The sequence below is a fragment of the Pseudomonas sp. NPDC088414 genome, from assembly GCF_044753325.1.
Classification (GTDB): Bacteria; Pseudomonadota; Gammaproteobacteria; order Pseudomonadales; family Pseudomonadaceae; genus Aquipseudomonas.
On the sequence record NZ_JBIVMY010000001.1, the window covers coordinates 125,102 to 148,503 of the forward strand.

Here is a 23,402-nt window from a genome sequence, read left to right on the forward strand (position 1 = left end):
CCAGGTTTATGGTTGTTTGCCGCGTTGGCCCAGCCAGAAGGCCAGCACCACGAGGACGATGGAAATCACCAGCATCAGGGTCGAGATCGCGTTGATCTCGGGCGTCACGCCGGCCTTGATCGCCGAAAAGATGTACACCGGTAACGTGGTCGAACCAGGCCCGGCGACGAAGAAGGTCATGATGAAATCGTCGAGGCTGACCACGAACGCCAGCACCGAGCCGGACAACACCGCCGGCCACAGCAGCGGCAAGGTCACGCGGCGGAACACCTGCCACGGATTGGCGTACAGATCGTTGGCCGCCTCCAGCAGGCTCTTGTCCAGATCGTTGAGGCGGGCACGGATCGGCAGGTAAGCGAAGGGAATGCAGAAGCCGATGTGCGCGACGATCACCGTCAGCAACCCGAGCTTGATCCCCAGCGCCATGAACAGCAGCAAGGTCGCTACGGCGGTGACGATCTCCGGCAGGATCAGCGGCAGGTTGATTCCGCCTTCGACCATTTTCTGCCCGTAGAACGGTCGGTAGGTCGCCAGTGCCGCGAGCAGGGCAATCGCCGTAGCGCACACGGTGGCGAGGGTGGCGACAATGATCGAGTTCAGCGCTGCGGTCTGGATCGACGGGTTGGCCAGAATCCGTCCGTACCAGGCGAAGGAGAACTCGGTCCAGACCGTCGCCGAGCGGTTGGCGTTGAAGCTGTAGACGATCAGCACCAGGATCGGCAGGTACAGATAGGCGAGGATCAGCAGGCTGATTTCCCGGGTCGCCGGGAGTTTTTTCAGGTGCAGAGAGATCATGCTTGCGCTCCCCGGTTGAGGGTTTTCGCCGCGCTGCGGCTATAGAGGGCGTAGAGCACCAGTGACAGCAGCAAAATGCCCAGCAGCAGGAACGACAACGAACTGCCCAGCGGCCAGTTGCGCGCGGTGCCGAATTGCTGCTGGATCAGGTTGCCGATCATCAGGGTCTTGCCGCCGCCGAGAATCGCCGGGGTGATGAACGCGCCGAGGCTCGGCACAAACACCAGAAGCGCTCCGGCGATCACTCCGGGCATCGACAGCGGCAGGATGATCCGGCGCAGTGCATGCCAGCGGTTGGCGCCCAGGTCATACGCGGCTTCCACCAGACGCCAGTCGAGTTTTTCCAGGGTCGAGTAGATCGGCAGAATCATGAACGGCAGAAAGCTGTAGACCAGCCCGACACTCACCGCGAAGTCGTTGTAGAGCAGGGTGATGCCGCCGGCGCTCGGGAACAGTGCGTTGAGGCTCTGGGCGACCCAGCCCTGTTCGCGCAGGATGATCAGCCACGCGTAGTTGCGGATCAGCAGGTTGGTCCAGAACGGGATGGTGATCAGCAGCACCATCAGATTGCGCCGACGCGGAGTCAGGCTCGACATCCACAACGCCACCGGAAAGCCGAACAAGAAACACAACACCGTGGTGCCACCGGCCTGCAACACCGAGCGCAACAGCGCCTGGGCGTAGACCCAGTTCAGCTCCAGTTCACCGTCGAAGCCCTCCTGAAAAAACAGCTGCACGTAACTTTGCAATTGCCATTGCGCCTGCCAGTCAACGCCGCCGTAGGTGTTGCGCGGCAGCAGGCTGATGTAACCCATGATCCCCAGTGGGATGGCGATCAGGGCGAGCAGGGTCAACACCACCGGGCTGAGCAACAGCGCCCGGTTCAGAGCGGGGGAAGTGCTGCTGACGCTCATCTCAGGCCTCCATCAACAGGCAGGCGTGCGGCGGCAGGTGCACGGCGACACGTTCGCCGACGGCACGACCACGGTTCAGGCCTTCGTTGTTTTCGCGCAGCATGACTTTGACGTCGTTGTTCAACCGGCACTGGTACAGCGTGGCGGTGCCGACATACAGCACCGCCTCGATGACGCCGCGCAGGTGATGCGGCTGGCTGGCATCCACCAGTTGCGAACGCTCCGGACGGAACGCCAGTTGCACGCTGGTGCCGGCAAAGCTCTGTTGCTGACACGGAATTTCGATCGGCATGCCATTGGGCACGAAGAGTTTTTCGTTGTGCGCGCCGTGCTTGAGCTGACCGGGAAGGAAGTTGATGTCGCCGATGAATTGCGCGACGAAACGGTGTCTGGGCTGTTCGTAGATGTCGGTCGGGGTGCCGATCTGCAGGATCTTGCCGGCGGACATCACCGCGATGCGATCGGACAGGGTCAACGCTTCTTCCTGATCGTGGGTGACGAAAATGAAGGTGATCCCGGCTTCCTTCTGTACGCGCTTGAGTTCGACCTGCATTTCCTTGCGCAGCTTCAAGTCCAGCGCCGACAGCGGCTCATCCAGCAGCAGGACCTTGGGTTTCGGCGCCAACGCCCGGGCCAGAGCCACGCGTTGTTGCTGACCACCGGACAGTTCGGCCGGTTTGCGCCCGGCCAGATGCTCCATCTGCACCAATGCGAGCATTTCGTTGACCCGATCCGGAATCAACTTGCGTTCAAGACCCTGCATCTCGAGGCCGAAGGCGATATTCTGCGCGACACTCATGTGCGGAAACAGCGCGTAACTCTGGAACACCGTGTTGACCCGGCGCTTGAACGGCGGCAGATCATTGACCGGCTCGCCAGCCAGGCGAATCTCGCCTTCACTGACGTGTTCGAAACCGGCGATGGTGCGCAGCAGGGTGGTTTTACCGCAGCCCGAAGGGCCGAGCAGGGTGAAGAACTCGTTATCGGCGATATTCACCGACACATTGTCCAGGGCCGGTGCGAGGCAAGGGTCCTCGGAGTACCGTTTGGAGACGTTGCGCACTTCAATTGCTATTGGTTGACCCATAATGGTGCAATCCTCTAATTATTGTATGCAATATCTGAATGCAATTTAGAAATACCCGGATTAATCTGCGTGTGCAACCCCCTTTTTCCATGGCCAGTCATCGCCAGGGGTCGGTTGCCTGACGCTAAAGGAGTGTTGCAATGACCGAGAAAAAACTGGAAACCACGGTCGACCGCGTCTACCAAGGGGTTTACGAGGCGATCAGCAAGCGTTCGCTGCGTCCGGGGATGAAGCTGGGCGAGGCCTCATTGGCCGAACTGTTTAATGTCAGCCGTACGTCGGTGCGTGCTGCGCTCAAGCAACTGGAGGCCGACGGACTGGTCACCACCGAGCCCAATAAAGGTGCATCGGTGTCGTTGCCCAGCAATGAGGAAATCCGTTCGCTGTTCGAAACCCGGCGCCTGATCGAGATCGGCATCGTCACCGAACTGTGCCGGCGCAAGGACACCGCTGCGATGCAGGATCTGCGCGAGCATCTGTTGCTGGAAGACGAGGCCCATGCCGCTGGCGACCACGAACGGCTGATCCACCTGCTTGGCGAGTTCCACATCAAACTGGCGCGCAGCCTCAACAACCCGGTGCTGCTCGACTGGTTTCAGAAGCTGATTTCCCGTGCTTCGCTGTATGCCGCCGCGCTGGACGACGACAGCCACGAAGCCTGTCGCGACGACGAGCACCTGCGGCTGATCGAGTACATTGAGGCGGGCAACCAGAGTGCCGCCATCGAGTTGACCTGCATGCACCTGAACGGCATTGAAAAGGCCATTCTCGACGTCGCGGCGAAGATGAAAACTGGCTACCATCCGCTCAAACACCTGATCGGGGTCTGAACCCGGGCCAGGCCTGAAATCGGCTATACCTTCAATGAAACCAATGCGGTCGGCGGCGCTCGAAATACACGGGCGCCACGTTCGTCAAGCGTTGCGATTTATCGGGCAGACACCACAGGACACCGAGTCAATCGATGCAGTTTTTATCCGATAGCCACGGGTGTGACGGCTGGAAAGGCGAGATGGCCGGGCGTATCCGTGCGTTCGACTGGAGCGACACCGAACTCGGTCCGCTGCAGAACTGGCCTGCGAGCCTGTGCAGTGCGGTGCAACTGATGCTGGCGTCGCCGTTGCCGATGGTCATGCTCTGGGGCCGCGCCGGCTACATGATCTACAACGATGCCTACTCGCTGTTTGCCGGTGGTCGCCATCCCTATCTGTTGGGGGTGCCGGTGGAGCTGGGCTGGCCCGAAGTCGCCGATTTCAACCGGCATGTGGTCGACACCTGTCTGGCGGGCGGCACCTTGTCGTACCGCAACAAGGAACTGGTGCTGTTGCGCGATGGCGTGCCCGAAGATGTCTGGATGGATTTGTATTACAGCCCGGTGGCCAATGATGACGGTGTGCCGGCCGGGGTGATGGCGATGGTGGTCGAGACCACCGAGTTGGTGCGCTCCGAGCGCCTGCGTCAGGCCGCTGAAGATGCCTATCGCGCGGACAACGAACGGGTGCGTCTGGCACTGAACGCCGGGGCCTTGCTTGGCTCGTTTGTCTGGGACGTGAAGCACAATGTGCTGTCGGCGGATGAGCGTTTCGCCCGCACGTTTTCGTATCCGCCGGATCAGGACTTGAGCAATCTGCCGCAGTCCTACTGCGAAGCGCGGATCCACCCGGACGATCTGGCGTGGGTGCATGACCGGGTCAGCCAATCGGTGCAGACCGGTGAACCATACAACGCCGAGTACCGCGTGCGGCGCCCGGACGGCAGTTATCTGTGGGTGCTGGCCAGCGGTGCCTGCGAGTTCGACGAACACGGCGCAGCGTTTCGTTTCCCCGGCGTGTTGATCGACATTCACGAGCGCAAGAACGCTGAAGAATCCCTGCTCAAATTCACCCGCAATCTGGAACAGCGGGTGGCCAGTGAAGTGGGCGCGCGGCTGGCGGCGGAAGAGCAACTGCGCCAGTCGCAGAAGCTTGAAGCCATCGGCGGCCTCACTGGCGGTGTGGCCCACGACTTCAACAACCTGCTGCAGGTGATCGCTGGCAACCTGCACTTGCTGGCGCGGCATGAGCCGGACAACGCCAACGTGCAACGCCGGGTCAGCGCGTCGCTGGCGGCGGTCGAGCGTGGGGCCAAGCTGTCGTCGCAACTGCTCGCTTTTGCCCGGCGTCAGCCGTTGTCGCCGGCGGTGTGCGATCCACGGCAGATCTTCGATGGTGTCGGCGAATTGCTCCAGCGTGCGTTGGGCGAGACCATTCAGATTGATGTGCAGTTGCCGCAGGAACCGTGGCACATCAACGTCGACCGCAATCAACTGGAAAACGCCATTCTCAACCTGGCGATCAATGCCCGGGATGCGATGAAGGGCGAGGGCACGATTGTCCTCAGCGCCCTCAATACTCGGCTGGACAGCAATTTCTGCGCGGGCAAAGGCATCGTTGCCGGCGATTTCGTGCGAGTGATGGTCAGCGATTCCGGCGTCGGCATTGCGCCACAAATGCTCGAGCAGGTGTTCGAGCCGTTCTTCACCACCAAGGCCGACGGCCAGGGCACCGGGCTCGGTTTGAGCATGGTGTTCGGTTTCGTCAAACAGAGCGGCGGCCACGTCGAGATCGACAGCACCGTGGGCGAGGGCACACGGGTGCAACTGTACTTTCCGCGCAGCCTGCGACCGGTTCTCGATGAGACGCCGAGCGTCGATCCGCAACAGGGGGGCGGCCACGAGACCATTCTGGTGGTCGAGGACAACGACGCCGTGCGCGCCTCGGCGGTAGAGTTACTGCGCGAAGAAGGTTATCGCGTACTGACCGCCGGCAACGGCGACGTGGCGATGCAAATGTTGTTGGAAGGTATCGAGGTGGATCTGATTTTCACCGACGTGGTGATGCCAGGGTTGATCAAGAGCTCCGATCTGGCAGCCTGGGCCAAAGTGCAGACGCCGCCGGTGGCGGTGCTGTTCACCTCCGGCCACACCCGCGACATCATTTCACGCAACCACCAGTTGAGTCCGGACACGCACTTGCTGGGCAAACCGTATGGCCCTGAGGCGTTGCTGCAGATGATTCGCTCGGTGCTCAATGCCTAGCCGGCTAATCCCCGATTCTTTGTGGAGAGGGAGCTTGCTCCCGCTCGGCTGCGCAGCAGTCGTAAACCCGGGAACCGCGGTATACCGGCCGGGTTGATTCGTCTGGATTTTGGGCCGCTTCGCAGCCCAGCGGGAGCAAGCTCCCTCGCCACAGGTTTTGGGTTCGACTTACATTTTCCGATCAAGGCCCGCCAATGACTACCAAGCGTAATTCCAAAGCACCCGCCGGCATGGTTCGGGTGCGTGGCGCCCGGGAACACAATCTGAAGAACGTCGACGTCGATATCCCCCGCGACGCGCTGGTGGTGTTCACCGGCGTCTCCGGTTCGGGCAAGTCGTCACTGGCCTTTTCAACGTTGTACGCCGAAGCCCAGCGACGCTACTTCGAATCCGTGGCGCCGTATGCGCGGCGGCTGATCGATCAGGTCGGCGTGCCGGATGTCGATTCCATCGAAGGCCTGCCGCCCGCCGTGGCCCTGCAACAGCAGCGCGGTACGCCGAGCACGCGTTCGTCGGTGGGCAGCGTGACCACCTTGTCGAGCCTGATTCGCATGCTCTATTCCCGCGCCGGCAGTTATCCGCCGGGGCAACCGATGCTGTACGCCGAGGATTTCTCGCCGAACACCCCCCAGGGCGCGTGCCCGGAGTGCCACGGTCTGGGCCGGGTCTACGAGGTGACCGAGGCGCTGATGGTGCCTGATCCGAACCTGACCATCCGCCAACGCGCAGTGGCCTCCTGGCCGCTGGCGTGGCAGGGGCAGAACCTGCGCGACATCCTCGTGACCCTGGGCATCGACGTCGATATTCCCTGGAAGAAACTGCCGAAAAAGCAGCGTGACTGGATTCTGTTCACCGAAGAAACCCCGACCGTGCCGGTGTACGCCGGGCTGACCCCGGAGGAAACCCGGGTCGCCCTCAAGCGCAAGATGGAGCCGAGTTATCAGGGCACTTTCACCGGCGCCCGGCGTTACATCCTGCACACCTTCACTCATTCGCAAAGTGCCTTGATGAAGAAGCGCGTTTCGCAGTTCATGCTCGGCAGTCCGTGTCCGTTGTGTGATGGCAAACGCCTGAAGCGTGAAGCGTTGTCGGTGACCTTTGCCGGTTACGACATCGGTGAGCTGTCGCAGATGCCGTTGTTGCAAGTGGCCGAGGTACTGCGGCCAGTGGCGGCGGCAACCTATCTGGACCACGCCGAGGAAACCGGCGAAACCCTGAGCCATGCGCAGACCCGCGAGGCCCGCCAGCAGCGCGTGGCCCACGGTGCCAGCGGCCACACTAGTGCACCGGACGTACGCCACACGCCAAACCTGTCGCTGGAAAAACGCCTGGCAGCGCAACGGATCGCCGAGGACTTGCTGGAGCGGGTCAGCACCCTGACCGATCTGGGCCTGGGTTATCTGGCACTGGAACGCAGCACGCCGACGTTGTCCTCTGGCGAGCTGCAGCGACTGCGCCTGGCGACGCAGTTGGGTTCGCAACTGTTCGGTGTGATCTACGTGCTCGACGAGCCGTCCGCCGGTTTGCATCCGGCCGATGGCGAGGCTTTGTTCGAGGCCTTGCAGCGCTTGAAGGCCGATGGCAATACGCTGTTTGTGGTGGAGCATGATCTGGAGACCATGCGCCGTGCCGACTGGCTGATCGATGTCGGCCCGGCGGCGGGCGAGAAGGGTGGGCGGGTGTTGTACAGCGGCCCGCCGGCTGGGCTGGCAGAAATCGATGAATCGCAGACCCGCGCTTATCTGTTTGCCGAGAACCAGCGGCAGACCCGCACCGCGCGCAAGCCGAGCGGTTGGCTGAAACTTGACGGGATCAGCCGCAATAACCTGCACAACCTCAGCGCTGAATTTCCGCTGGGCTGCTTCACCTCGGTGACCGGGGTTTCCGGCTCGGGCAAGTCGAGTCTGGTCAGTCAGGCGTTGCTCGAACTGGTCGGCGCGCAGTTGGGGCGGCCGGTGGTTGAGGACGAGCCGGAAGAGCTCAGCCTCGAAGACGATGCGCCGCAGGCCAGCAGTGGTCAGGTGACGGCGGGGCTGGAGTCGATCAAACGCCTGGTGCAGGTTGATCAGAAACCCATTGGCCGCACGCCGCGTTCGAACCTGGCGACCTACACCGGGTTGTTCGACACCGTGCGCAAACTGTTCGCCGCCACACCCGAGGCGCGGGCGGCGGGGTATGACGCCGGGCAGTTCTCCTTCAACGTTGCCAAGGGCCGCTGCCCGACCTGCGAGGGTGAAGGTTTTGTCAGTGTCGACTTGCTGTTCATGCCGAGCGTGTATGCGCCGTGCCCGACCTGTCATGGCGCGCGCTACAACCCGCAGACCCTGGCGATTGTGTGGCAGGGTCTGAATATTGCGCAGGTGCTGCAACTGACCGTTGAAGAGGCGGTCGCAGTGTTCGGCGAGCAACCGGGTATTCGTCGCTCGCTGGAGGTGCTGCGTGACATCGGCCTGGGTTATCTGCGGCTCGGGCAACCGGCCACCGAGTTGTCGGGCGGCGAGGCGCAACGGATCAAACTGGCGACTGAACTGCAGCGCAATCAGCGTGGCGCGACCTTGTATGTGCTGGATGAACCGACCACCGGGCTGCATCCGCGAGACGTTGATCGGCTGCTGGAACAGCTCGATACACTGGTCACGGCCGGGCACACGGTGATCGTGGTCGAGCATGAAATGCGCGTGGTGGCACAGAGTGACTGGGTAATCGACATCGGCCCGGGGGCCGGAGATCAGGGCGGCAAAATCGTCGCCGTCGGCACCCCACAGAAAGTCGCAGCGAGCAAGAAGAGCCGCACCGCACCGTTTCTGGCGCGGGCCTTTAACCAATAACCTCGGCGTCCCGTCTGGCCCCATCGCCAGCAGGCTGGCTCCCACAGATTCTGCGGTGTGCACAGGATCGGTGATCAACACAGTTCAAGTGTGGGAGCGAGCTTGCTCGCGAAAGCGGTGTGTCAGGCAATGAAGAGGCTGGATGTACCACTGCCTTCGCGGGCAAGCCCGCTCCCACAGGTTTTATGGTGTGCACAGGGTGGGTGATGAACACAGATCCAATGTGGGAGCGAGCTTGCTCGCGAAAGCGGTGTGTCAGGCAATGAAGATGTCGGATGTACCGACGCCTTCGCGAGCAGGCTCGCTCCCACAGGTTTTTGTGGTGTTCACAGCATCTGAGGTTTGCCTCAGTCCTGTGGGAGCCAGCCTGCTGGCGATGGCGGTGTATCAGGCACCATCAAGCGTGCGGCGGACCTTGTCCAGCAGTTCGCTGATCTGGAACGGTTTGACCAGCATTTCCATGCCGCTGCCCAGAAACACCTGACGATTGATCGCGGTCTCGGCGTAACCGGTCATGAACAGAATCGGCAGGCTTTCACGCCAGCCCCGCGCCACGTCCGCCAGTTCCCGGCCGCTCATGCGCGGCAGACCGACGTCGCTCAGCAGCAGGTCGATCGTCGGGTCATTCTGCAAACGCTCCAGCGCGGTTTCGATATCCGCCGCCTGGGTGCAGCGGTAACCCGCGTCTTCCAGCACTTCGGTGACGAACATACGCACTGCCGGCATGTCTTCGACAATCAGGACATGCTCGCCGGCACCCTGCGGATCCACCTTCGGCGCCGGGATGTCGGCGCCGGTCGGATCGTTCGTCGCCGGCAGCATGATGGTCACTTCGGTGCCCCGCCGTGCCACGCTGCGGATGTGCGCATCGCCACCGGACTGGCGGGCGAAACCGTAAATCGTCGACAACCCCAGACCCGTACCCTGGCCCAGCGGTTTGGTGGTGAAGAAAGGGTCGAACACCTTGTCGATCACACTGTGCTCGATACCGGTGCCGTCATCGCGCACCGACAGCGCGACATACGCACCATCGGCCATGTTCGGGTCGCCGTGGGAATACGCCGCATAGGTGTTGACCCAGATATTGCCGCCTCGGGGCAGCGCATCCCGGGCGTTGATGACCAGATTCAGCACCGCGCTTTCCAGCTGCACGGGATCGACCAGGGCAATCGCCGGTTTGTTGGTCAGTTCAAGTTTGAGGGTGATGCGTTCGCCGATGGTGCGCATCAGCAATTCTTCCAGCGAGCGCACCTGCTCATTGATGTCCACCGGCCGGGTATCCAGTGGCTGTTGGCGGGCGAAGGCCAGCAGACGATGAGTGAGCGAAGCCGCACTCATCGCTGAATTCAGCGCTGCTTCAGCATAGAGCTGCACTTTGTCGGGCCTGGCATCGGCCATGCGTTTCTGGATCAGTTCGAGGCTGGTGATGATCCCGGTCAACAGGTTATTGAAGTCGTGGGCGATGCCGCCGGTGAGCTTGCCCAGTGCGTCCATCTTCTGCACTTGCAGCAACTGCGACTCGGCGCGCGCGCGCTCGGCGACTTCCTTGGCCAGTTGCGTGGTGGTGTCGTCCAGCTGTGCCAGGTGCGAGCGTTCGCGATGACGATGTTCGGTGACATCCTCGACGAATACCAGACTCAGCTGCGGCGTGCGGTACGGCGAAATCTGCCATTCGGTTTCGCGGATCTCGCCCTGCACGCGCATGTTCAGCGTGCCTTTCCAGCGTTCGCCATCGACCAGGCGCAGGCGCAGCTCATTGAGGATTGCGCTCTGGTTCTGGTCAAAGCATTCGCTGAGGGTGTCCAGGGTGCGGTTGTCCTGAATCATCTGCGCAAAGGCGTGGTTGCACTCGTGCACTTTGAGGTTGGCATCCAGCACGGCAATCGGCGCCGAGACATTGACGAAAATCTCGCGGAACCGGGCCTCGCTCTCGCGCAGCGCGTTTTCAGTATCACGCACCCGCAGCAGGGTGCGCAGGGTCGCCAGCAGCACGTCCGGGTCCACCGGGTGAATCAGGTAGGCATCGGCGCCAGCGTCGAGGCCGGTAATGATGTCGCCGGTCTGGATCGACGCGGCGGACACGTGGATCACCGGCAGCAACGCGGTGCGTGCATCGGCGCGCAGGATCCGCACGATATCGAAGCCGCTCATGTCCGGCAGGTTGACGTCGAGGATCAGTGCATCGAGAACCTCGCTCGCGATCAGCGCCAGGCCCTCGCTGCCAGTACCGGCTTCCAGCACCTCGTAATCATGACGCTCCAGACGCCGGCGCAAGGCGTAGCGGGTGGCGGCGTTGTCGTCGACGATCAATAGACGGATGTCACGTTTCATCGACGTTCTCCAAGGCGAGCGCCAGTGGAATGATCACGAAAAAGGTCGAGCCGACCCCAGGGGCGCTGTCCATCCCGACCTCGCCGCCGAGCAGGGCAGCGAAGCGCTTGCACAGGGACAAACCGAGGCCGGTGCCGCGCAGGCGTTTCTGCAATGGCGAGTCGACCTGCGAGAAGTCCTCGAACAATGCACCATGCAGCTCCGGTGCGATACCGATACCGGTGTCGCTGACGGCGAAGCGGACTTTGTCCGAGCCTTCCAGGCGCGCTGAGACCCGCACTTCACCACGGGTGGTGAACTTCAGCGAGTTGGAAATGAAGTTGCGCAGGATCTGCGCGAGTTTCTTGTCGTCGGTGTACAGGCGCGGCAGGCCGACAGGTTCTTCGAAGATCAGGTCCACTGCCGAAGCGTCGACAATCGGCCGGAACATCCCGCGCAGGGCGGAGAACAGGTCGAACATGTCGAACCATGCCGGAGAAATGGTGATCCGCCCGGCTTCGATCTTCGCCAGATCGAGCAAGTCATCGACCATGTCGCTGAGTTCACGCGCGGCGCTGCTGACGAACGCCACCTGCTTGTGCTGCTCGGGGCTTAGCGGGCCGTCGAGTTCGTCGGCGAGCAGGCTGTTGATGCTCAGGATCGAGCCCAGCGGGGTGCGGAACTCATGGCTCATGTACGACAGGAAGCGGCTTTTCAGGTCCGAGGCCTGCCTCAGCTCTTCGGCCTGGGTGTCGAGTTCGGCGTAGAGCGCCAGCACGCCCTGGTTGGTCTCGTCGAGTTCCTCGCGCAGGGCCGCGGTCTCGCTCTGCAATCGGGCGATCAGCGCAGCCTGTTCGGCGGCATTCAGGGGTGGCGACTCAGCCATGGGCGGCCTCCAGGGCAACGACCAGCACCGTTACATCGTCGCGCCCGCGACAGAAGTCGCGGTGCAGGACGCTGGCTATCACGGCGGGATGGCGATGCACCAGACCGGGGTAGTCTTGAAGGTTCCAACGGGACTGCAAGCCGTCGCTGTACATGATCAATAGATGTCCGTTCACGTGAGCATAGTCAAAGGGCTGGGCTTTCCGGTACTGGCCGCCGACGATGCCCGGATGCGAAGCCAGGCCTCGCGATTTGTCGGCGGCGATCAGGCAGGCACCGATATTGCCGACGCCGGTAAAGGTCAGGCTGTCGCGGGCGGCATTGAACTGCGCGAATGCGGCGGCGCCGCCACGGCTGCCGATCATGTCGCGGTGCATGTCCTCCATCAGCAGCACCGGGCTGGCGAACGGCGTCTGGGCGAACACCCGCTCGCCGGCCTTGGCCGCGCGTTCGGCATCTTCACCGTGGCCAAGACCGTCGATCACCAGTGCGCTGACGCTGGCGCCGTTGTACGCCAGATGCCAGGTGTCCCCACACGCCGGATCGTTGTGCAGCGAATGCTGGCTGACGCCGTAACGCAAGTCGGGCTGCCGGTCGCTGCGTGGATACAAACGCGCCAGCAGCACCGCGCCACGGGCGTCGGCGTGCACATCGAACACTTCGGTCTGGCGTGCCACCGCACCCAGACCGATGCCCTGGGTGCCGCCGGTGGAAAAACCGTCGGTCAGGCAGGCATCCAGGTCAAAGCCCTGGGCGCGATCGATCGCGAGCATTTCGATGCCGAATCCACCGGGACGCGGCATCAGGCGCAGGTGAAACTCGCCGCGACTGGCATGTTTGAGCACGTTACTCGCCAGTTCGGTGGCGACCAGCGCCACACGTCCGGCATCGGTTGCATCAAAGCCATGTTGCTCGGCGAGCCGTTGCGCGGTGCGCCGGGCATGGCCGATCTGGCTGCTGTCTTCGATCAACAGCACCTGGGTCAGCGACCCCGCGATATTCATGTCCATCGGGTGATCGTTATTCGGGTGCCCTTGCCGGGCTCGGTGTCCAGTTCGAACTCTTCGACCAGGCGTTTTGCCCCGGTCAGGCCCAGGCCCATACCGCTGCCGGAAGTCCAGCCGTCGGTCATCGCCAGTTTGATATCGGCAATACCGGGGCCTTCGTCACGGAACGTCAGGCGCAGACCGACCTTGTGATCTTCATCGAGAATCTGCCAGTCCATGTCGCCGCCGCCACCGTAAACCATGGTATTGCGGGCCAGTTCGCTGACCGCCGTGACCATTTTGGTCAGGTCGATCAGGCGCATCCCGCATTCGGTGGCCAGTTTGCGGGCGGTCTGGCGTGCAAGCACGACATCCTGCTCGATATGGATGGGTTGAGTACCGCTGCTGCGTACGGTCATTGCCGGTCTACTCGTTCCTGCAGCAGTTTCATCCCGCGCTCGACGTTCAGTGCGGTGCTGACACCCGGCAGGGTCAGGCCGAGTTCGACTAGGGTGATCGCCACCGCCGGCTGCATGCCGACCAGCATGGTTTCGGCGTCCATGATTTTCGACAGGCCGGAGATGGTGCTGATCATCCGGCCAATGAACGAGTCGACCATGTCCAGCGCCGAGATGTCGATCAGCACGCCACGCGCCGAGGTCTTGCTGATGCGCTCGGACAAGTCGTCCTGCAACGTGAGGGCGAGCTGGTCATGCATGTCGACCTGAATGGTGACCAGCAGGAACTTGCCCATTTGAAGAATCGGGATACGTTCCATCGGCTCAGACCGCTTTGCCGAGGCTGATGCCCAGGCGGGTGAGGGCGAGTTTCAGGGCATCGGCCAGGTTGGCCTTGGTCACCACGCCTTGCAGGTCGAGGCCCAGGTGGACGATGGTCTGGGCGATTTGCGGACGCACGCCGCTGATGATGCAGTCGGCGCCCATCAGGCGAATCGCGGTCACGGTTTTCAGCAGGTGCTGGGCCACCAGGGTGTCGACGGTCGGCACGCCGGTGATGTCGATGATGGCGATTTCCGAACCGGTGTCGACGATGCGTTGCAGCAAGGATTCCATCACCACTTGGGTACGTTGCGAATCGAGGGTGCCGATCATCGGCAGCGCGAGTACGCCGTCCCACAGTTTGACCACCGGCGTGGAGAGTTCCAGCAGTTCTTCCTGTTGGCGTTTGATCACCGCTTCACGGGACTTCTGGAAGGTGCGGATGGTGTGCATGCCGAAGGCGTCGAACAGTTCGGAAATTTCCCAGAGTTGTTCGGCGAGCAGCGCTGGCTGTTCTTTATAGTGCGCTTGCAGCAGGGCAAACAGCGGGCCCTTCAGGGCGAAGATGAAACTGGCCGTCTGTTGCGAATCCTGACCGAGCTGGGCACGGCTATGGGAGAGCTTTTCGAGGAACTGGCGGGTGGCTTCCCAACCCGGCGCATTGATGTTGGTGCCGTTGTCATCCTGCAGGCCATTTATCACCAGTTGCAGGAATTCGCTGGTCTGTTGTTGCAGGTCATGATCTTTGAGATTGCGGGTGGCGCCGCTGGCTTCCAGGCCGTTGATCCATTCGCTCAGCAGTTGGGGTTGTTTGTTTTTCATCGCATCGAATGTGCTGTTCTGCAGTGCTGCCATGTGCCTGTTGCTCCGTAGCGTATTGGGGCCGGTTCTGTAAAAAGTGACCGGTGCGAAGTCAGTGACCTTTGCCGTTCAAAATAGTTGTTCAGGTGCACAAGGATATTTTTGATCCGGCGCAAGGAATGCCCCGGTAACTCTAGTCGGCGCCCCTCGAACCAGCGATGTTTTGAACGTTGGCACCGTAGCGGCTTCGAATATACAAGGCCGGCGGGTTTGAGTCGCGCCAGCATTGAAAAACGAGGTGGCTATGAACGAGCAATCGCAACAGCAGCAGAAACCGGACGCCGAACCGATCAATCGCAACGACCCGGCCATCGACCCGCAAGTGCCGGGCCAGAGCCCGCCAACGCAACCCACGGGTGGCACCGAGCAAGCGCCAAGCGCCGATCCGGCAGTGGATCAGAAGAACAAACACACTGACAACGACAACGAGTTCAGTCCGGGGTTTGAACCTGAGCCCGATCGTCCGAAGCCCGGTGAGGAAACCGATGCCGACATCGACACCGACGGCGGTTGATCGCGCTGAAACGACAAAAGGCCGCATTCAATGAATGCGGCCTTTTGCTGTACAGCACCCGGATTATTTGCTCGGGTGTTTGGCTTGCAGCTCTTTGGCGGCAGTCAGGTGTTTTTCCAGCGCCGGGAGCATTTTCTGCGCGAAGGCTTTCAGCTCTGTAGCGCCCTTGGTCTTGTCGTCGGTCACGGTGTTGGCTTCTTTCTTGAACAGTTCGATGGTTTCTTCGTGGGCCTTGACCTGGTTGTTGGCGTAGGCCGCGTCGAAGGATTCATCGCGCATGTCGAGGATTTTTTCCTTGGCCTGCTTGACCAGGGTGGTGGAGTCCGGGACTTCGATGTCATTGGCCTTGGCAATGCTGGCCAGCTCATCGTTGGCCTTGCTGTGGTCGGTGATCATCATGTTGGCAAAAGCCTTGATGTCAGCGGACTGGCTTTTTTCCAGGGCCAGGCGGCTGGTTTCGATCTCCGCAATGCCGCCCGCTGCGGCGTTGTCGACGAAACTGTTGGAAGTGGCAGCGAAAGCACTGCCCATGCCGGCACTCAGGGCGACAGCCAGAACGAGATGACGCAGGTTGAATCCGTCCATTGGTTTTTCTCCACGCAGGTTTTTGTGAGCGTTATTCAATGGAGGGAAGGTGACGACCAAAGGTTTTATCGTATTTGCGACAGGGCGACGAACGGCCACCGCTGGTCTGACAGGAGGTCGACAGAACGGCCCGACCAAGGCCATTCTGATAACGGGCCAGCGCAATCGGTCGCGTTGGCTGCCGATCAACTGACGGAGGTGTTCCATGCCGGTGACTCATGACCTGTATCAGGATTTGAAGCTTACGAAGGAAGAGGTCCAGCAAAAACGCACCGAGGATCCATTTCTGGATGCACTGATCAACAAGTATTCCCAGGCGGACGCCGAAGTAGTCAAGGCCGAGACGGCGACCTCGGATGCACCCAGCGATGACACCCTGAAGAAACTCAAAGAGAAACGCTTGCAGGTCAAAGACAAGATCGTCGCGCAGTTGCAGGCGCGATCCTGACCGTCAGTCGCGTCACCGACCCTGGTTGGTGAATTGACTGGAACGACAGCCACCAACGGCACCTCGAATGTAAGAGCCTTCATTCAATGACTCTTTGCGAGGTGCCTCATGAACACACCCAGATTCCCCAGTGAAGAGCAGGGCGGCTTCGACCCGGTGCCCACTCACCCGGAACCCAACAGCCCGGCGCACACCACCACATTTCCCAAAGAGCCGGACGAGGATCTTCCTGAAGACGAGGATCCGGACAAGTTCGATCGATCCGGTAACTGACAGTCCGCTATCGCTGGCAAGCCAGCTCCCACAAGGTTTTGGGTGAGCCGACAGATAACGGATACCCGCAAATCCCTGTGGGAGCTGGCTTGCCAGCGATGGCGTCAGTCATTCCTGCACACATCCAGCAGGCTCACTTCAACGCCTCCGCCAACGGCAACCGCGCCATGTGCGTAGCCTTCAGCGACCCCAGATACAACCAGTCCCCATACTCGCGCGCCGTGGTAATCGGCGAGTAGTTGCCGCTGCTCGCGTCCTGCAGATTGGCGATCACCTTGCCCTCAAGATCGAGCCCCAGCACGAACCCGCGTTTTTCCACCGGTTTGGGCAAAACCGTCAGGGCGCGCACGATCATCTTGCGCAGCCACGGATGTCCGGCAGTGCCATCGAGCAAGGCACTGCGCGGCGCATAGAGCGCGACCCAGAAGCGATTGCTGCCATTGAACGCGAGGTTGTCCGGCAGGCCGGGCAGGTTGTCGATGAACAGGTCATGGGTGCCGGCCTTGGGCCCCGTCAGCCAGTAACGGCTGATGCGGTAGGCGCCGGTTTCGTTGACCAGCACATAGGCGTCATCAGGGCCGAGGGTCACGCCGTTGGCAAACTGCAGTTTGTCCAGCAGTACGCTGGTCTTGCCAGTCTGGAAGTCATAGCGCAGCAGACGTCCGTCGCCACCATGCTCGATGATCGCTTCGCCGTCATGGCCGTAGCCCCAGCGGCTGCTGGCATCGCTGAAATAGGCATAGTGACCGGACTTGTCGATGGTCACATCGTCGGTAAAGCCAAAGGGCAGGCCATTGGCCTCGGTGGTCAGCGGAATCAGCTGACCCTGGGCGTCGAGCGAGAGCAGGCCCTTGACCCCATCGGCAACCACCAGCAAACCGTTGGGATGTCGGGCCAGGCCGAGCGGCCGGCCGCCAGTGTCGCTCAGCATCTGACGTTGTTTGCCATCGAGGCTGGTGCGGATCAGTCGCCCGTCATGCAGGCCGGTGATCAGAAAGTCACCTTCCAGAAGTAATGCTTCCGGGCCATCGATGTCCCCCGGGCCAACCTGTTCCGCGGTTTTCAGGCGCTGGTTTTCCGCGTACGGCCCGGCACTCAGCGACGGTGCCACTGGTGGCTTCCACGCCACCGGCTGCACCTTGGTCGGCATCAGCAGCAGAAACGCGATGATGAGGATCGCCAGCAGTAACAGCAGGCGCTTCATGAAACGTGCCCCGTCAGCGTCAGGTGCCTGAGCGCCATGTCACGCAGCGCCTGCATCGAGGTCGCCGATTCCCGCTCAATACGGCGCTTGAGCAGCAACAGATTGGCCAGGCGCATGCCCAGCCCGTCGAACTGATAATCCAGGGTGCGCACGAAACGCGTGCCGTCGCCTCGCGCCGCGCATTCATAGGTCAGCAGCAGCGACAGGCCATGATCGCCCCGCGCCTGGGCGCACCAGCGGCGACCGGGCAGATACTCGGTGACCTCCCAGCGCAAATGGCCGGCGCGCCCGCCGGCATGAATGTCTTCTTCGAAACGCGCGCCGGCATGCAGCGGGCCTTGCGGGCCGTCGATTTTCAGCGAGGACGGGTGCCACTCGGGCCAGTGATTGACGCTGGCGGCGTAGCGGAGCACGGCGATCGGTTCGCCGGCGATATCGATCTGGTGCTGCATGCGGGTCATGGGCGATCTCGAATAGCGCAACGGGGCGGGTGGCGGCTCCCAGTACAGGGTGCCGAACAGGTAATCCATCAGCGGAAAAACGATATTGAAATTACGCTCCTGCATGCGCTCGCGGCGGTGATGCAATTCATGCAGATGACGCATCTGGCGGATCCACGGCAGGCGGGTCAGCGGATTATTCGGCGGTAGATGCTCGCAGGCGTGAAACACCTCGTAGGTCAGATAACCCAGGACCATGCAGCCGCCGAACAGCCCGGCGACATTGGCGTTGAACTGCGCGAGCAGCCACCACAGCGGCAGGGTGAAAACCAGCGTATGCACGATAATCAGCCAGGCCGGAAACAGAATCACCCGCCAGTCGCGGGCGCCGTCATACGTCATGTGGCCGGGGGTGAAAAAGCTGTGATGGTCGCCGGCATGCCGGGCGTAGAACAGCTTGGCGAAGGTCTTTTTGTGGTGGCCGAGATGGCGATGGACCATGTACACGCCAAAGTTGAACAACAGCAGGGTCAGCGGCACGCTCAGCCATTCCAGCGGCTGCACCTGATGCGTACTGCTCCAGAAAGCGCCGATCGCCAACACACCGAACAGCAGCACGAAAGCGCCGTGCAGCCACGGGTTGTACAGCGGATGAATGGCCGCGCGGTAGCGGCTGCGGAATGCCTCGGTGGTCTGCCTCACTGCGTTCACCTGCGGGTATTGTTGTTATACCCGGCAGATTAGCCGATCCGGCCGTTTGTGCAGGCCGCACCTTGAGGTCAGTTGCGCCATGCTCCGGTGTAAAGCGGCCGACTCAGCTCAACGGGTTCCAGCGTTGCGACCAGTCGTCATCGGTCTCGATCACCTGCCGCAGCAGGTCGAAGGCCTGTTGCAGCGTCGCCGAGTCGCGTTCGCGGGCGTACACCAGATAGGTTGGATAGCCGAACTCCGGGGCTTTGGTCACCGCTTCCAGTGCGCCGCTTTCCAGATAGCTGCGCACTACGCGGGTGCGGAAATAACCGCTGCCGCCATGTTCGAGGATGTATTGCAGGGCCAGCGGACCGAGGTTGAAGCTCAGCGCGGCTTTGGCCTTGTCCGGCAGGGCGGCGTCGTGCTGGCGACGGAAGTCCGGCCCCCAGTCGATGTAGACGTAGGGCTCCGGGCGGTTCGGTGCGCGCACCAGAATCAGTTTCTCTTCCAGCACCTGCTCGACTTGCAGGCCGGGCCAGTACTCCGGCTGATACACCAGCGCGGCATCGAGCACGCCAAGTTCGAGCTGGCGCAACAGGTTTTCGCCGTCACGGATTTCCATGCGCAGGGCATGGCCGGGGATGTGCTCGCGCAGTTGCGCGGCCCAGCTGAGCATCAACGGGTTGCACAGGCTGACCTCGCCGCCGATGTGCAGCACGTTGTGATAGCCGTCCAGCAACGGCAGGTCGCGCCGCGCGGCTTCCCAGGTCTGCACCAGTTGATTGGCGTAGACCACGAAGGCCTCACCATTGGCGGTCAGTTTCGCCCCGGCGCGGTTGCGCACGAACAGCGTACTGCCCAGCTGACTTTCGAGTTTCTGCACCCGGGCGGTGATCGCCGTCTGCGTGACGAACAACTTCTGCGCCGCCGCCGCGAGGCTGCCGTGGCGAACGATTTCCAGAAAGGTGCGGGCGAGGTCGATGTCCATGGGCGGGCCGGTGTCTGAGGTGCGGGCATTGTAAAGGCAAAAGCCCCTCACCCTAACCCTCTCCCGGAGGGAGAGGGGACTGATTGGGGAATATTGAAGAAATCCACCGACTTGAACGATCAGCGTTGAATCCATAATCGGCCGAGATATTCCAGGTCGATGCTGGGCGCCAGACACTTTGGTCAGTTCCCTCTCCCTTGGGAGAGGGCTAGGGTGAGGGGAAAGGCAGTCACCGCAAAATCAACTGGCCAACTCGGTCGAACGCACCCGCGCCCAGTCTTCCACCAATCGCGCCGGCGTGCCGCAGGCTTTGCGCTTGTAGACGAAGTGGCTGCACTTCTCGGCAAACTGGTTGCGGTTGTAGAGCATGTCTTCCTGCATCTCTTGCAGTTCGCTTTCCCGACATTGCTCGATCAGCACCTGATCAACCCGCAACTTGCGCTCGCGCACGGCGGCGTAGGTCGGATCGGTCAGTGCCGCGTTGGCCCGTTGCAACAACCACAAGGAAAACTCATCCGGGCAGCGCGGGCCGATTTCCTGGACCATGCCCAGTTGCAGCGCTTGCGTCGCGCTGACCGGCAGACAAGCCTGAGTCAGTTGCTCGGCCATCGCCGGGCCCACCGCACGCGGCAAGCTGTAGGTCCAGTATTCCGAGCCATACAGGCCCATGCTCTTGTAATGCGGATTGAGCACGATGTCGGCCCGGGCAAACACGATGTCGGCAGCCAGTGCGAGCATCACGCCGCCAGCCCCGGCATTGCCGGTCACGCCGCTGACCACCAGTTGCCGGGCGCTGAGCAGTTCGGCGCAGACATCGTCGATCGCCTGAATATTCGCCCACGCTTCGGCGCCCGGGTCCTGCGCCGCCTGGATCACGTTCAGGTGCACACCGTTGGAAAAACTGCCGCGTCCGCCCTTGATCAGCAACACGCGGGTGTCCCGAGACTTGGCCCAGCGCAGCGCTTCAACCAAGCGCTGGCACTGTTCGGTGCTCATCGCACCGTTGTAGAACTCGAAGGTCAGCTCGCCAACATGCCCGGATTCGCGGTAGCGGATCGGCTGATACGCCTCGTCGTTGAATGGCTCGCTGGCGATCGACCAGTCGAGAGTCGGCACATCGGCCAATTGTCCGGCCAGCACATGCCGCGCCGGTTGCTTGAAGGTCTCTTCGCCGGGCAGTGGTTTGCGCCGCAGCGAGCCGATCCACAGGCTGTGATCGCCGGTCGCCACCAGCACCGCGTCGTCATGCACCGCGAGGATCTTGCCGGGAATGCCGGTGCGTTGATCAAGGTGCGCGTCGTACACGTAATACTGCCCGCCAGCCAGACTCGCCAGAACCCCGGGCTGACCATCAGCAGCATCGATGCAGCGTTTGATGAAGCGCGAGCAGTCGTGCCAGCTGAAGGTGCGGTCGTCCTGCTTCATGTTCGGTTGCAAGCGGCCGCGAACTTTGGGGTCGGTGTAATCCAGTGCGACTGGTTGCACGCCGTCGATGAATTTCTCGACCACTTCGCGAATGCAGCGAATCGCCGCATCGCTGACCCGACCGTTGTACAGCTCGGACTTGCGCAAGCCCGACGGCAGATTGAATTCGCAAGTGGCCCAGACCGGGCCGGCGTCCATTTCTTCCACCGCTTGCAGAGCAGTCACGCCCCAGCGTGTCAGTTCGTTGGTGATTGCCCAGTCCAGCGCACTGGCGCCACGGTCGCCGACGATGCCCGGATGAATGATCACCACCGGGCGCCGCGCATTGCTCCACAACGCATGCGGCACGCGATCCTTGAGGAAGGGGCAGATCACCAGATCGGCGCCGCTGTGTTCGATCTGTTCGCACACCGACGCCTCGTCGGTGAACACCACGACGCTGGGCGAGTGCCCGGCCTGACGCAGTTCGAGCCAGGCACGTTGGGTCAGGCCGTTGAAGGCCGAGGACAGCAGAATAATCTTCAGTGATCGCATGGTGTTCTTCCTTGAAGGGATAGCCGCGGGCTCCTGGTGAGCCGTCCTTGGCGTTCGATGGAGCGCGCAGATTAGAGAGTGCTTTGGGGCGGGCAACTGACCGGGGTCAACGTTGTGTCAGTCAATATTTCTGCGGCGACGGAACGTCTTATTCTCAAAGGTTTGCTTGTCCTGATTTTTTATTACTTCAAATGTACGCGACGCTATTGCACAGTCGCGCCTGATCAAGAGCCGGACGATCCCGGCAGAACCATGGATTTTCGCAGCGGGTGGGACCCGTTTCAGGGAGCAAGGCATGGGGGATGTTCAGAACCCGCATTACCGGTTGATTGGGCAAATGTTCCAAAAGGACTATCGCTGGCTGTGCGCTGCCGTTGGCCGCACGCTGGGTTGCCCGCACAGCGCACAGGACATCGCCTCGGAAACCTTTTTACGGGTGCTGGCCCTGCCGGACCCGAGCGCCATTCGTGAGCCACGGGCGCTGCTGACCACCATCGCCCGGCGCCTGGTCTATGAAGGCTGGCGCCGCCAGGACCTGGAGCGCGCCTATCTGGAAAGCCTGGCGCTGGCGCCGGAACCGGTGCATCCATCGCCGGAAGAACGCGCGCTGGTGATCGAAGCACTGCTGGCAGTCGATCGCTTGCTCAATGGCTTGTCGGCCAAGGCCAAAGCCGCGTTTCTCTACCATCAACTCGACGGTTTGACCTACAGTGAAATCGGCGAACGGCTCGGGGTTTCCACCAGTCGGGTGCAGCAATACATGGTCGAGGCCTTCAAGCGCTGCTATCAGGCGATGCAGGCATGAGGCCGGACGACGCGGTGATCGATGAGGCGGCGCAGTGGATGGCGTTGTTGCAATCGGGCGAAGCCAGTGCTGGCGAGCGCGCGGCATTCGAAGCGTGGCGCGCGGCTGACCCGCGTCATCAGCGGATCATCGAACAAATGGGCGGCGGCCTGAACCTGCTGCGCAATCCGAGCTTGCGCGGGCTGCCGCGCAGCAGTCTGCTGCACAGCCTGAATGCGCCGTCGAGCCGGCGACGCTTTGTCAGTGGCAGCTTGAGCGTGCTCGGCATCGCTGTGCTGGCCGGGTTGCTCGGGCGCCGCTATGGCTGGCTGCCGGAAGCGGGGGAGTTGGCGACCGGCACCGGCGAGCGGCGCGATTTCGTTCTCGAGGACGGCAGCGCGCTGAGTCTGAATGCGCAGACGCGGGTGGTGGCGCAATTCGATGCGGTTCAACGCTTGCTGGCGTTGCGCACCGGCGAGCTGTTGGTGGAAGTGGCGAAGGATCCAGCGCGGCCGTTCGTGGTTGAAACCGAGCACGGCCGAATGCGTGCGCTGGGGACGAAATTTCTGGTGCAACAGGGCGACGATTCTACGCGGCTGGTGATGCTGCATTCGCAGGTCGAAGTGATCACCGCCGGCGGTGCCCGGCAAGTGGTGGAGGCGGGGGAGAGCCTGCTGTTCAACGCTCAGAACATTCTGGCTCTGGAGCGCAGCAACGGCCAGGAAAGCGCCTGGCTGCAAGGTCGCCTGGAAGTGCGTGACCGGCCACTGAGCGAAGTGATCGACAGCCTGCGCCGCTACCGCCGGGGCATTCTGCACCTGAGTCCCGAAGTGGCCAATCTGCGCCTGAGCGGCCTCTATCCGCTCGATGACAGCGACCGCACCCTGCAACTGCTGGAGCGCTCGCTGCCGATCCGCGTCACCTGGCACAACCCCTATTGGGTCAGCATCGGCGCGCGGTTATAGCGTCATAACTTCTTGGCCTAATCGCCGCCCT

At 62.0% G+C, this 23,402-nt stretch carries 22 protein-coding genes; 8 read left to right on the forward strand and 14 right to left on the reverse strand.

Annotated elements, in window-relative coordinates; translation table 11 throughout:
* Window positions 1-6: 6 nt before the first annotated feature.
* The 3 genes from ACIP8I_RS00510 to ACIP8I_RS00520 are packed head-to-tail and all read right to left on the reverse strand — an operon-like array spanning window position 7 to window position 2,796.
* On the reverse strand, window positions 7-795 hold the full coding sequence (locus ACIP8I_RS00510) for an ABC transporter permease (protein ID WP_007969667.1): 789 nt from the start codon (window positions 793-795) through the stop codon (window positions 7-9).
* On the reverse strand, window positions 792-1,709 hold the full coding sequence (locus ACIP8I_RS00515) for an ABC transporter permease (RefSeq protein ID WP_007969666.1): 918 nt from the start codon (window positions 1,707-1,709) through the stop codon (window positions 792-794). Before ACIP8I_RS00515 ends, ACIP8I_RS00510 begins: the two co-directional genes overlap by 4 nt.
* A gap of 1 nt (window position 1,710) precedes the next feature.
* Window positions 1,711-2,796: an ABC transporter ATP-binding protein gene (locus ACIP8I_RS00520; protein ID WP_400757917.1), complete on the reverse strand. Its 1,086-nt coding sequence runs from the start codon at window positions 2,794-2,796 to the stop codon at window positions 1,711-1,713.
* Window positions 2,797-2,936: 140 nt separating this feature from the next.
* On the opposite strand from ACIP8I_RS00520, the gene ACIP8I_RS00525 reads away from it, so the two are divergent.
* From ACIP8I_RS00525 to ACIP8I_RS00535, 3 genes are all read left to right on the forward strand, one after another.
* Complete coding sequence (locus ACIP8I_RS00525) at window positions 2,937-3,626, forward strand: GntR family transcriptional regulator (RefSeq protein ID WP_007969663.1); 690 nt, start codon at window positions 2,937-2,939, stop codon at window positions 3,624-3,626.
* A 134-nt stretch (window positions 3,627-3,760) separates the two neighbouring features.
* Window positions 3,761-5,872, forward strand: coding sequence for an ATP-binding protein (locus ACIP8I_RS00530; RefSeq protein WP_400757919.1), 2,112 nt, complete (start codon window positions 3,761-3,763; stop codon window positions 5,870-5,872).
* 194 nt (window positions 5,873-6,066) lie between these two features.
* Window positions 6,067-8,700 carry an excinuclease ABC subunit A gene (locus ACIP8I_RS00535; RefSeq protein ID WP_400757920.1) on the forward strand — a complete coding sequence of 878 codons (2,634 nt, stop codon included), beginning with the start codon at window positions 6,067-6,069 and terminating at the stop codon, window positions 8,698-8,700.
* Window positions 8,701-9,087: 387 nt separating this feature from the next.
* Here the strand turns inward: ACIP8I_RS00535 and ACIP8I_RS00540 are convergent, their stop codons facing one another.
* From ACIP8I_RS00540 to ACIP8I_RS00565, 6 genes are read right to left on the reverse strand one after another with little or no spacing between them, the layout of a single operon-like run.
* Window positions 9,088-11,031 (reverse strand): response regulator, encoded by a 1,944-nt coding sequence (locus ACIP8I_RS00540; RefSeq protein ID WP_400757922.1) that lies wholly within the window; start codon window positions 11,029-11,031, stop codon window positions 9,088-9,090.
* Window positions 11,021-11,896: an ATP-binding protein gene (locus tag ACIP8I_RS00545; protein ID WP_367084328.1), complete on the reverse strand. Its 876-nt coding sequence runs from the start codon at window positions 11,894-11,896 to the stop codon at window positions 11,021-11,023. Before ACIP8I_RS00545 ends, ACIP8I_RS00540 begins: the two co-directional genes overlap by 11 nt.
* On the reverse strand, window positions 11,889-12,899 hold the full coding sequence (locus tag ACIP8I_RS00550) for an ATP-binding protein (RefSeq protein WP_400758546.1): 1,011 nt from the start codon (window positions 12,897-12,899) through the stop codon (window positions 11,889-11,891). Before ACIP8I_RS00550 ends, ACIP8I_RS00545 begins: the two co-directional genes overlap by 8 nt.
* Entirely contained in the window at window positions 12,896-13,300 is a 405-nt protein-coding gene (locus ACIP8I_RS00555) for an anti-sigma regulatory factor (protein WP_003225570.1), read from the reverse strand. The genes ACIP8I_RS00550 and ACIP8I_RS00555 overlap by 4 nt, the downstream gene beginning before the upstream one ends.
* Window positions 13,297-13,659, reverse strand: coding sequence for an STAS domain-containing protein (locus ACIP8I_RS00560; protein WP_007912539.1), 363 nt, complete (start codon window positions 13,657-13,659; stop codon window positions 13,297-13,299). Before ACIP8I_RS00560 ends, ACIP8I_RS00555 begins: the two co-directional genes overlap by 4 nt.
* Before the next feature lie 4 nt (window positions 13,660-13,663).
* Window positions 13,664-14,515, reverse strand: a complete 852-nt coding sequence (locus ACIP8I_RS00565) for an STAS domain-containing protein (RefSeq protein ID WP_095136271.1) — start codon at window positions 14,513-14,515, stop codon at window positions 13,664-13,666.
* A 250-nt stretch (window positions 14,516-14,765) separates the two neighbouring features.
* Between ACIP8I_RS00565 and ACIP8I_RS00570 the strand changes: the two genes are divergently transcribed.
* Complete coding sequence (locus ACIP8I_RS00570; protein ID WP_007968819.1) at window positions 14,766-15,035, forward strand: hypothetical protein; 270 nt, start codon at window positions 14,766-14,768, stop codon at window positions 15,033-15,035.
* Window positions 15,036-15,098: 63 nt separating this feature from the next.
* Here ACIP8I_RS00570 and ACIP8I_RS00575 read toward each other — a convergent pair whose 3' ends face one another.
* Window positions 15,099-15,620 carry a DUF4142 domain-containing protein gene (locus ACIP8I_RS00575; protein ID WP_367084333.1) on the reverse strand — a complete coding sequence of 174 codons (522 nt, stop codon included), beginning with the start codon at window positions 15,618-15,620 and terminating at the stop codon, window positions 15,099-15,101.
* Window positions 15,621-15,825: 205 nt separating this feature from the next.
* Between ACIP8I_RS00575 and ACIP8I_RS00580 the strand changes: the two genes are divergently transcribed.
* Entirely contained in the window at window positions 15,826-16,068 is a 243-nt protein-coding gene (locus ACIP8I_RS00580; RefSeq protein ID WP_027613686.1) for a DUF465 domain-containing protein, read from the forward strand.
* 108 nt (window positions 16,069-16,176) lie between these two features.
* Entirely contained in the window at window positions 16,177-16,341 is a 165-nt protein-coding gene (locus ACIP8I_RS00585; RefSeq protein ID WP_400757925.1) for a hypothetical protein, read from the forward strand.
* 133 nt (window positions 16,342-16,474) lie between these two features.
* On the opposite strand, the gene ACIP8I_RS00590 is transcribed toward ACIP8I_RS00585, so the two are convergent.
* The 4 genes from ACIP8I_RS00590 to ACIP8I_RS00605 form a co-directional block, all read right to left on the reverse strand.
* The gene (locus ACIP8I_RS00590) at window positions 16,475-17,545 is read right to left on the reverse strand and encodes an SMP-30/gluconolactonase/LRE family protein (protein ID WP_400757927.1); all 1,071 of its coding nucleotides are present in this window, start codon (window positions 17,543-17,545) and stop codon (window positions 16,475-16,477) included.
* On the reverse strand, window positions 17,542-18,687 hold the full coding sequence (locus ACIP8I_RS00595) for an SRPBCC family protein (protein ID WP_400757929.1): 1,146 nt from the start codon (window positions 18,685-18,687) through the stop codon (window positions 17,542-17,544). Before ACIP8I_RS00595 ends, ACIP8I_RS00590 begins: the two co-directional genes overlap by 4 nt.
* 112 nt (window positions 18,688-18,799) lie before the next feature.
* Window positions 18,800-19,663: a LysR family transcriptional regulator gene (locus ACIP8I_RS00600; RefSeq protein ID WP_007968827.1), complete on the reverse strand. Its 864-nt coding sequence runs from the start codon at window positions 19,661-19,663 to the stop codon at window positions 18,800-18,802.
* A 240-nt stretch (window positions 19,664-19,903) separates the two neighbouring features.
* Complete coding sequence (locus ACIP8I_RS00605; protein WP_400757931.1) at window positions 19,904-21,622, reverse strand: hydrogenase maturation protein; 1,719 nt, start codon at window positions 21,620-21,622, stop codon at window positions 19,904-19,906.
* 295 nt (window positions 21,623-21,917) lie between these two features.
* Between ACIP8I_RS00605 and ACIP8I_RS00610 the strand changes: the two genes are divergently transcribed.
* Window positions 21,918-22,427, forward strand: coding sequence for a sigma-70 family RNA polymerase sigma factor (locus ACIP8I_RS00610; protein WP_367084338.1), 510 nt, complete (start codon window positions 21,918-21,920; stop codon window positions 22,425-22,427).
* Window positions 22,424-23,371: a FecR domain-containing protein gene (locus ACIP8I_RS00615; protein WP_400757933.1), complete on the forward strand. Its 948-nt coding sequence runs from the start codon at window positions 22,424-22,426 to the stop codon at window positions 23,369-23,371. Before ACIP8I_RS00610 ends, ACIP8I_RS00615 begins: the two co-directional genes overlap by 4 nt.
* Window positions 23,372-23,402 lie beyond the last annotated feature (31 nt).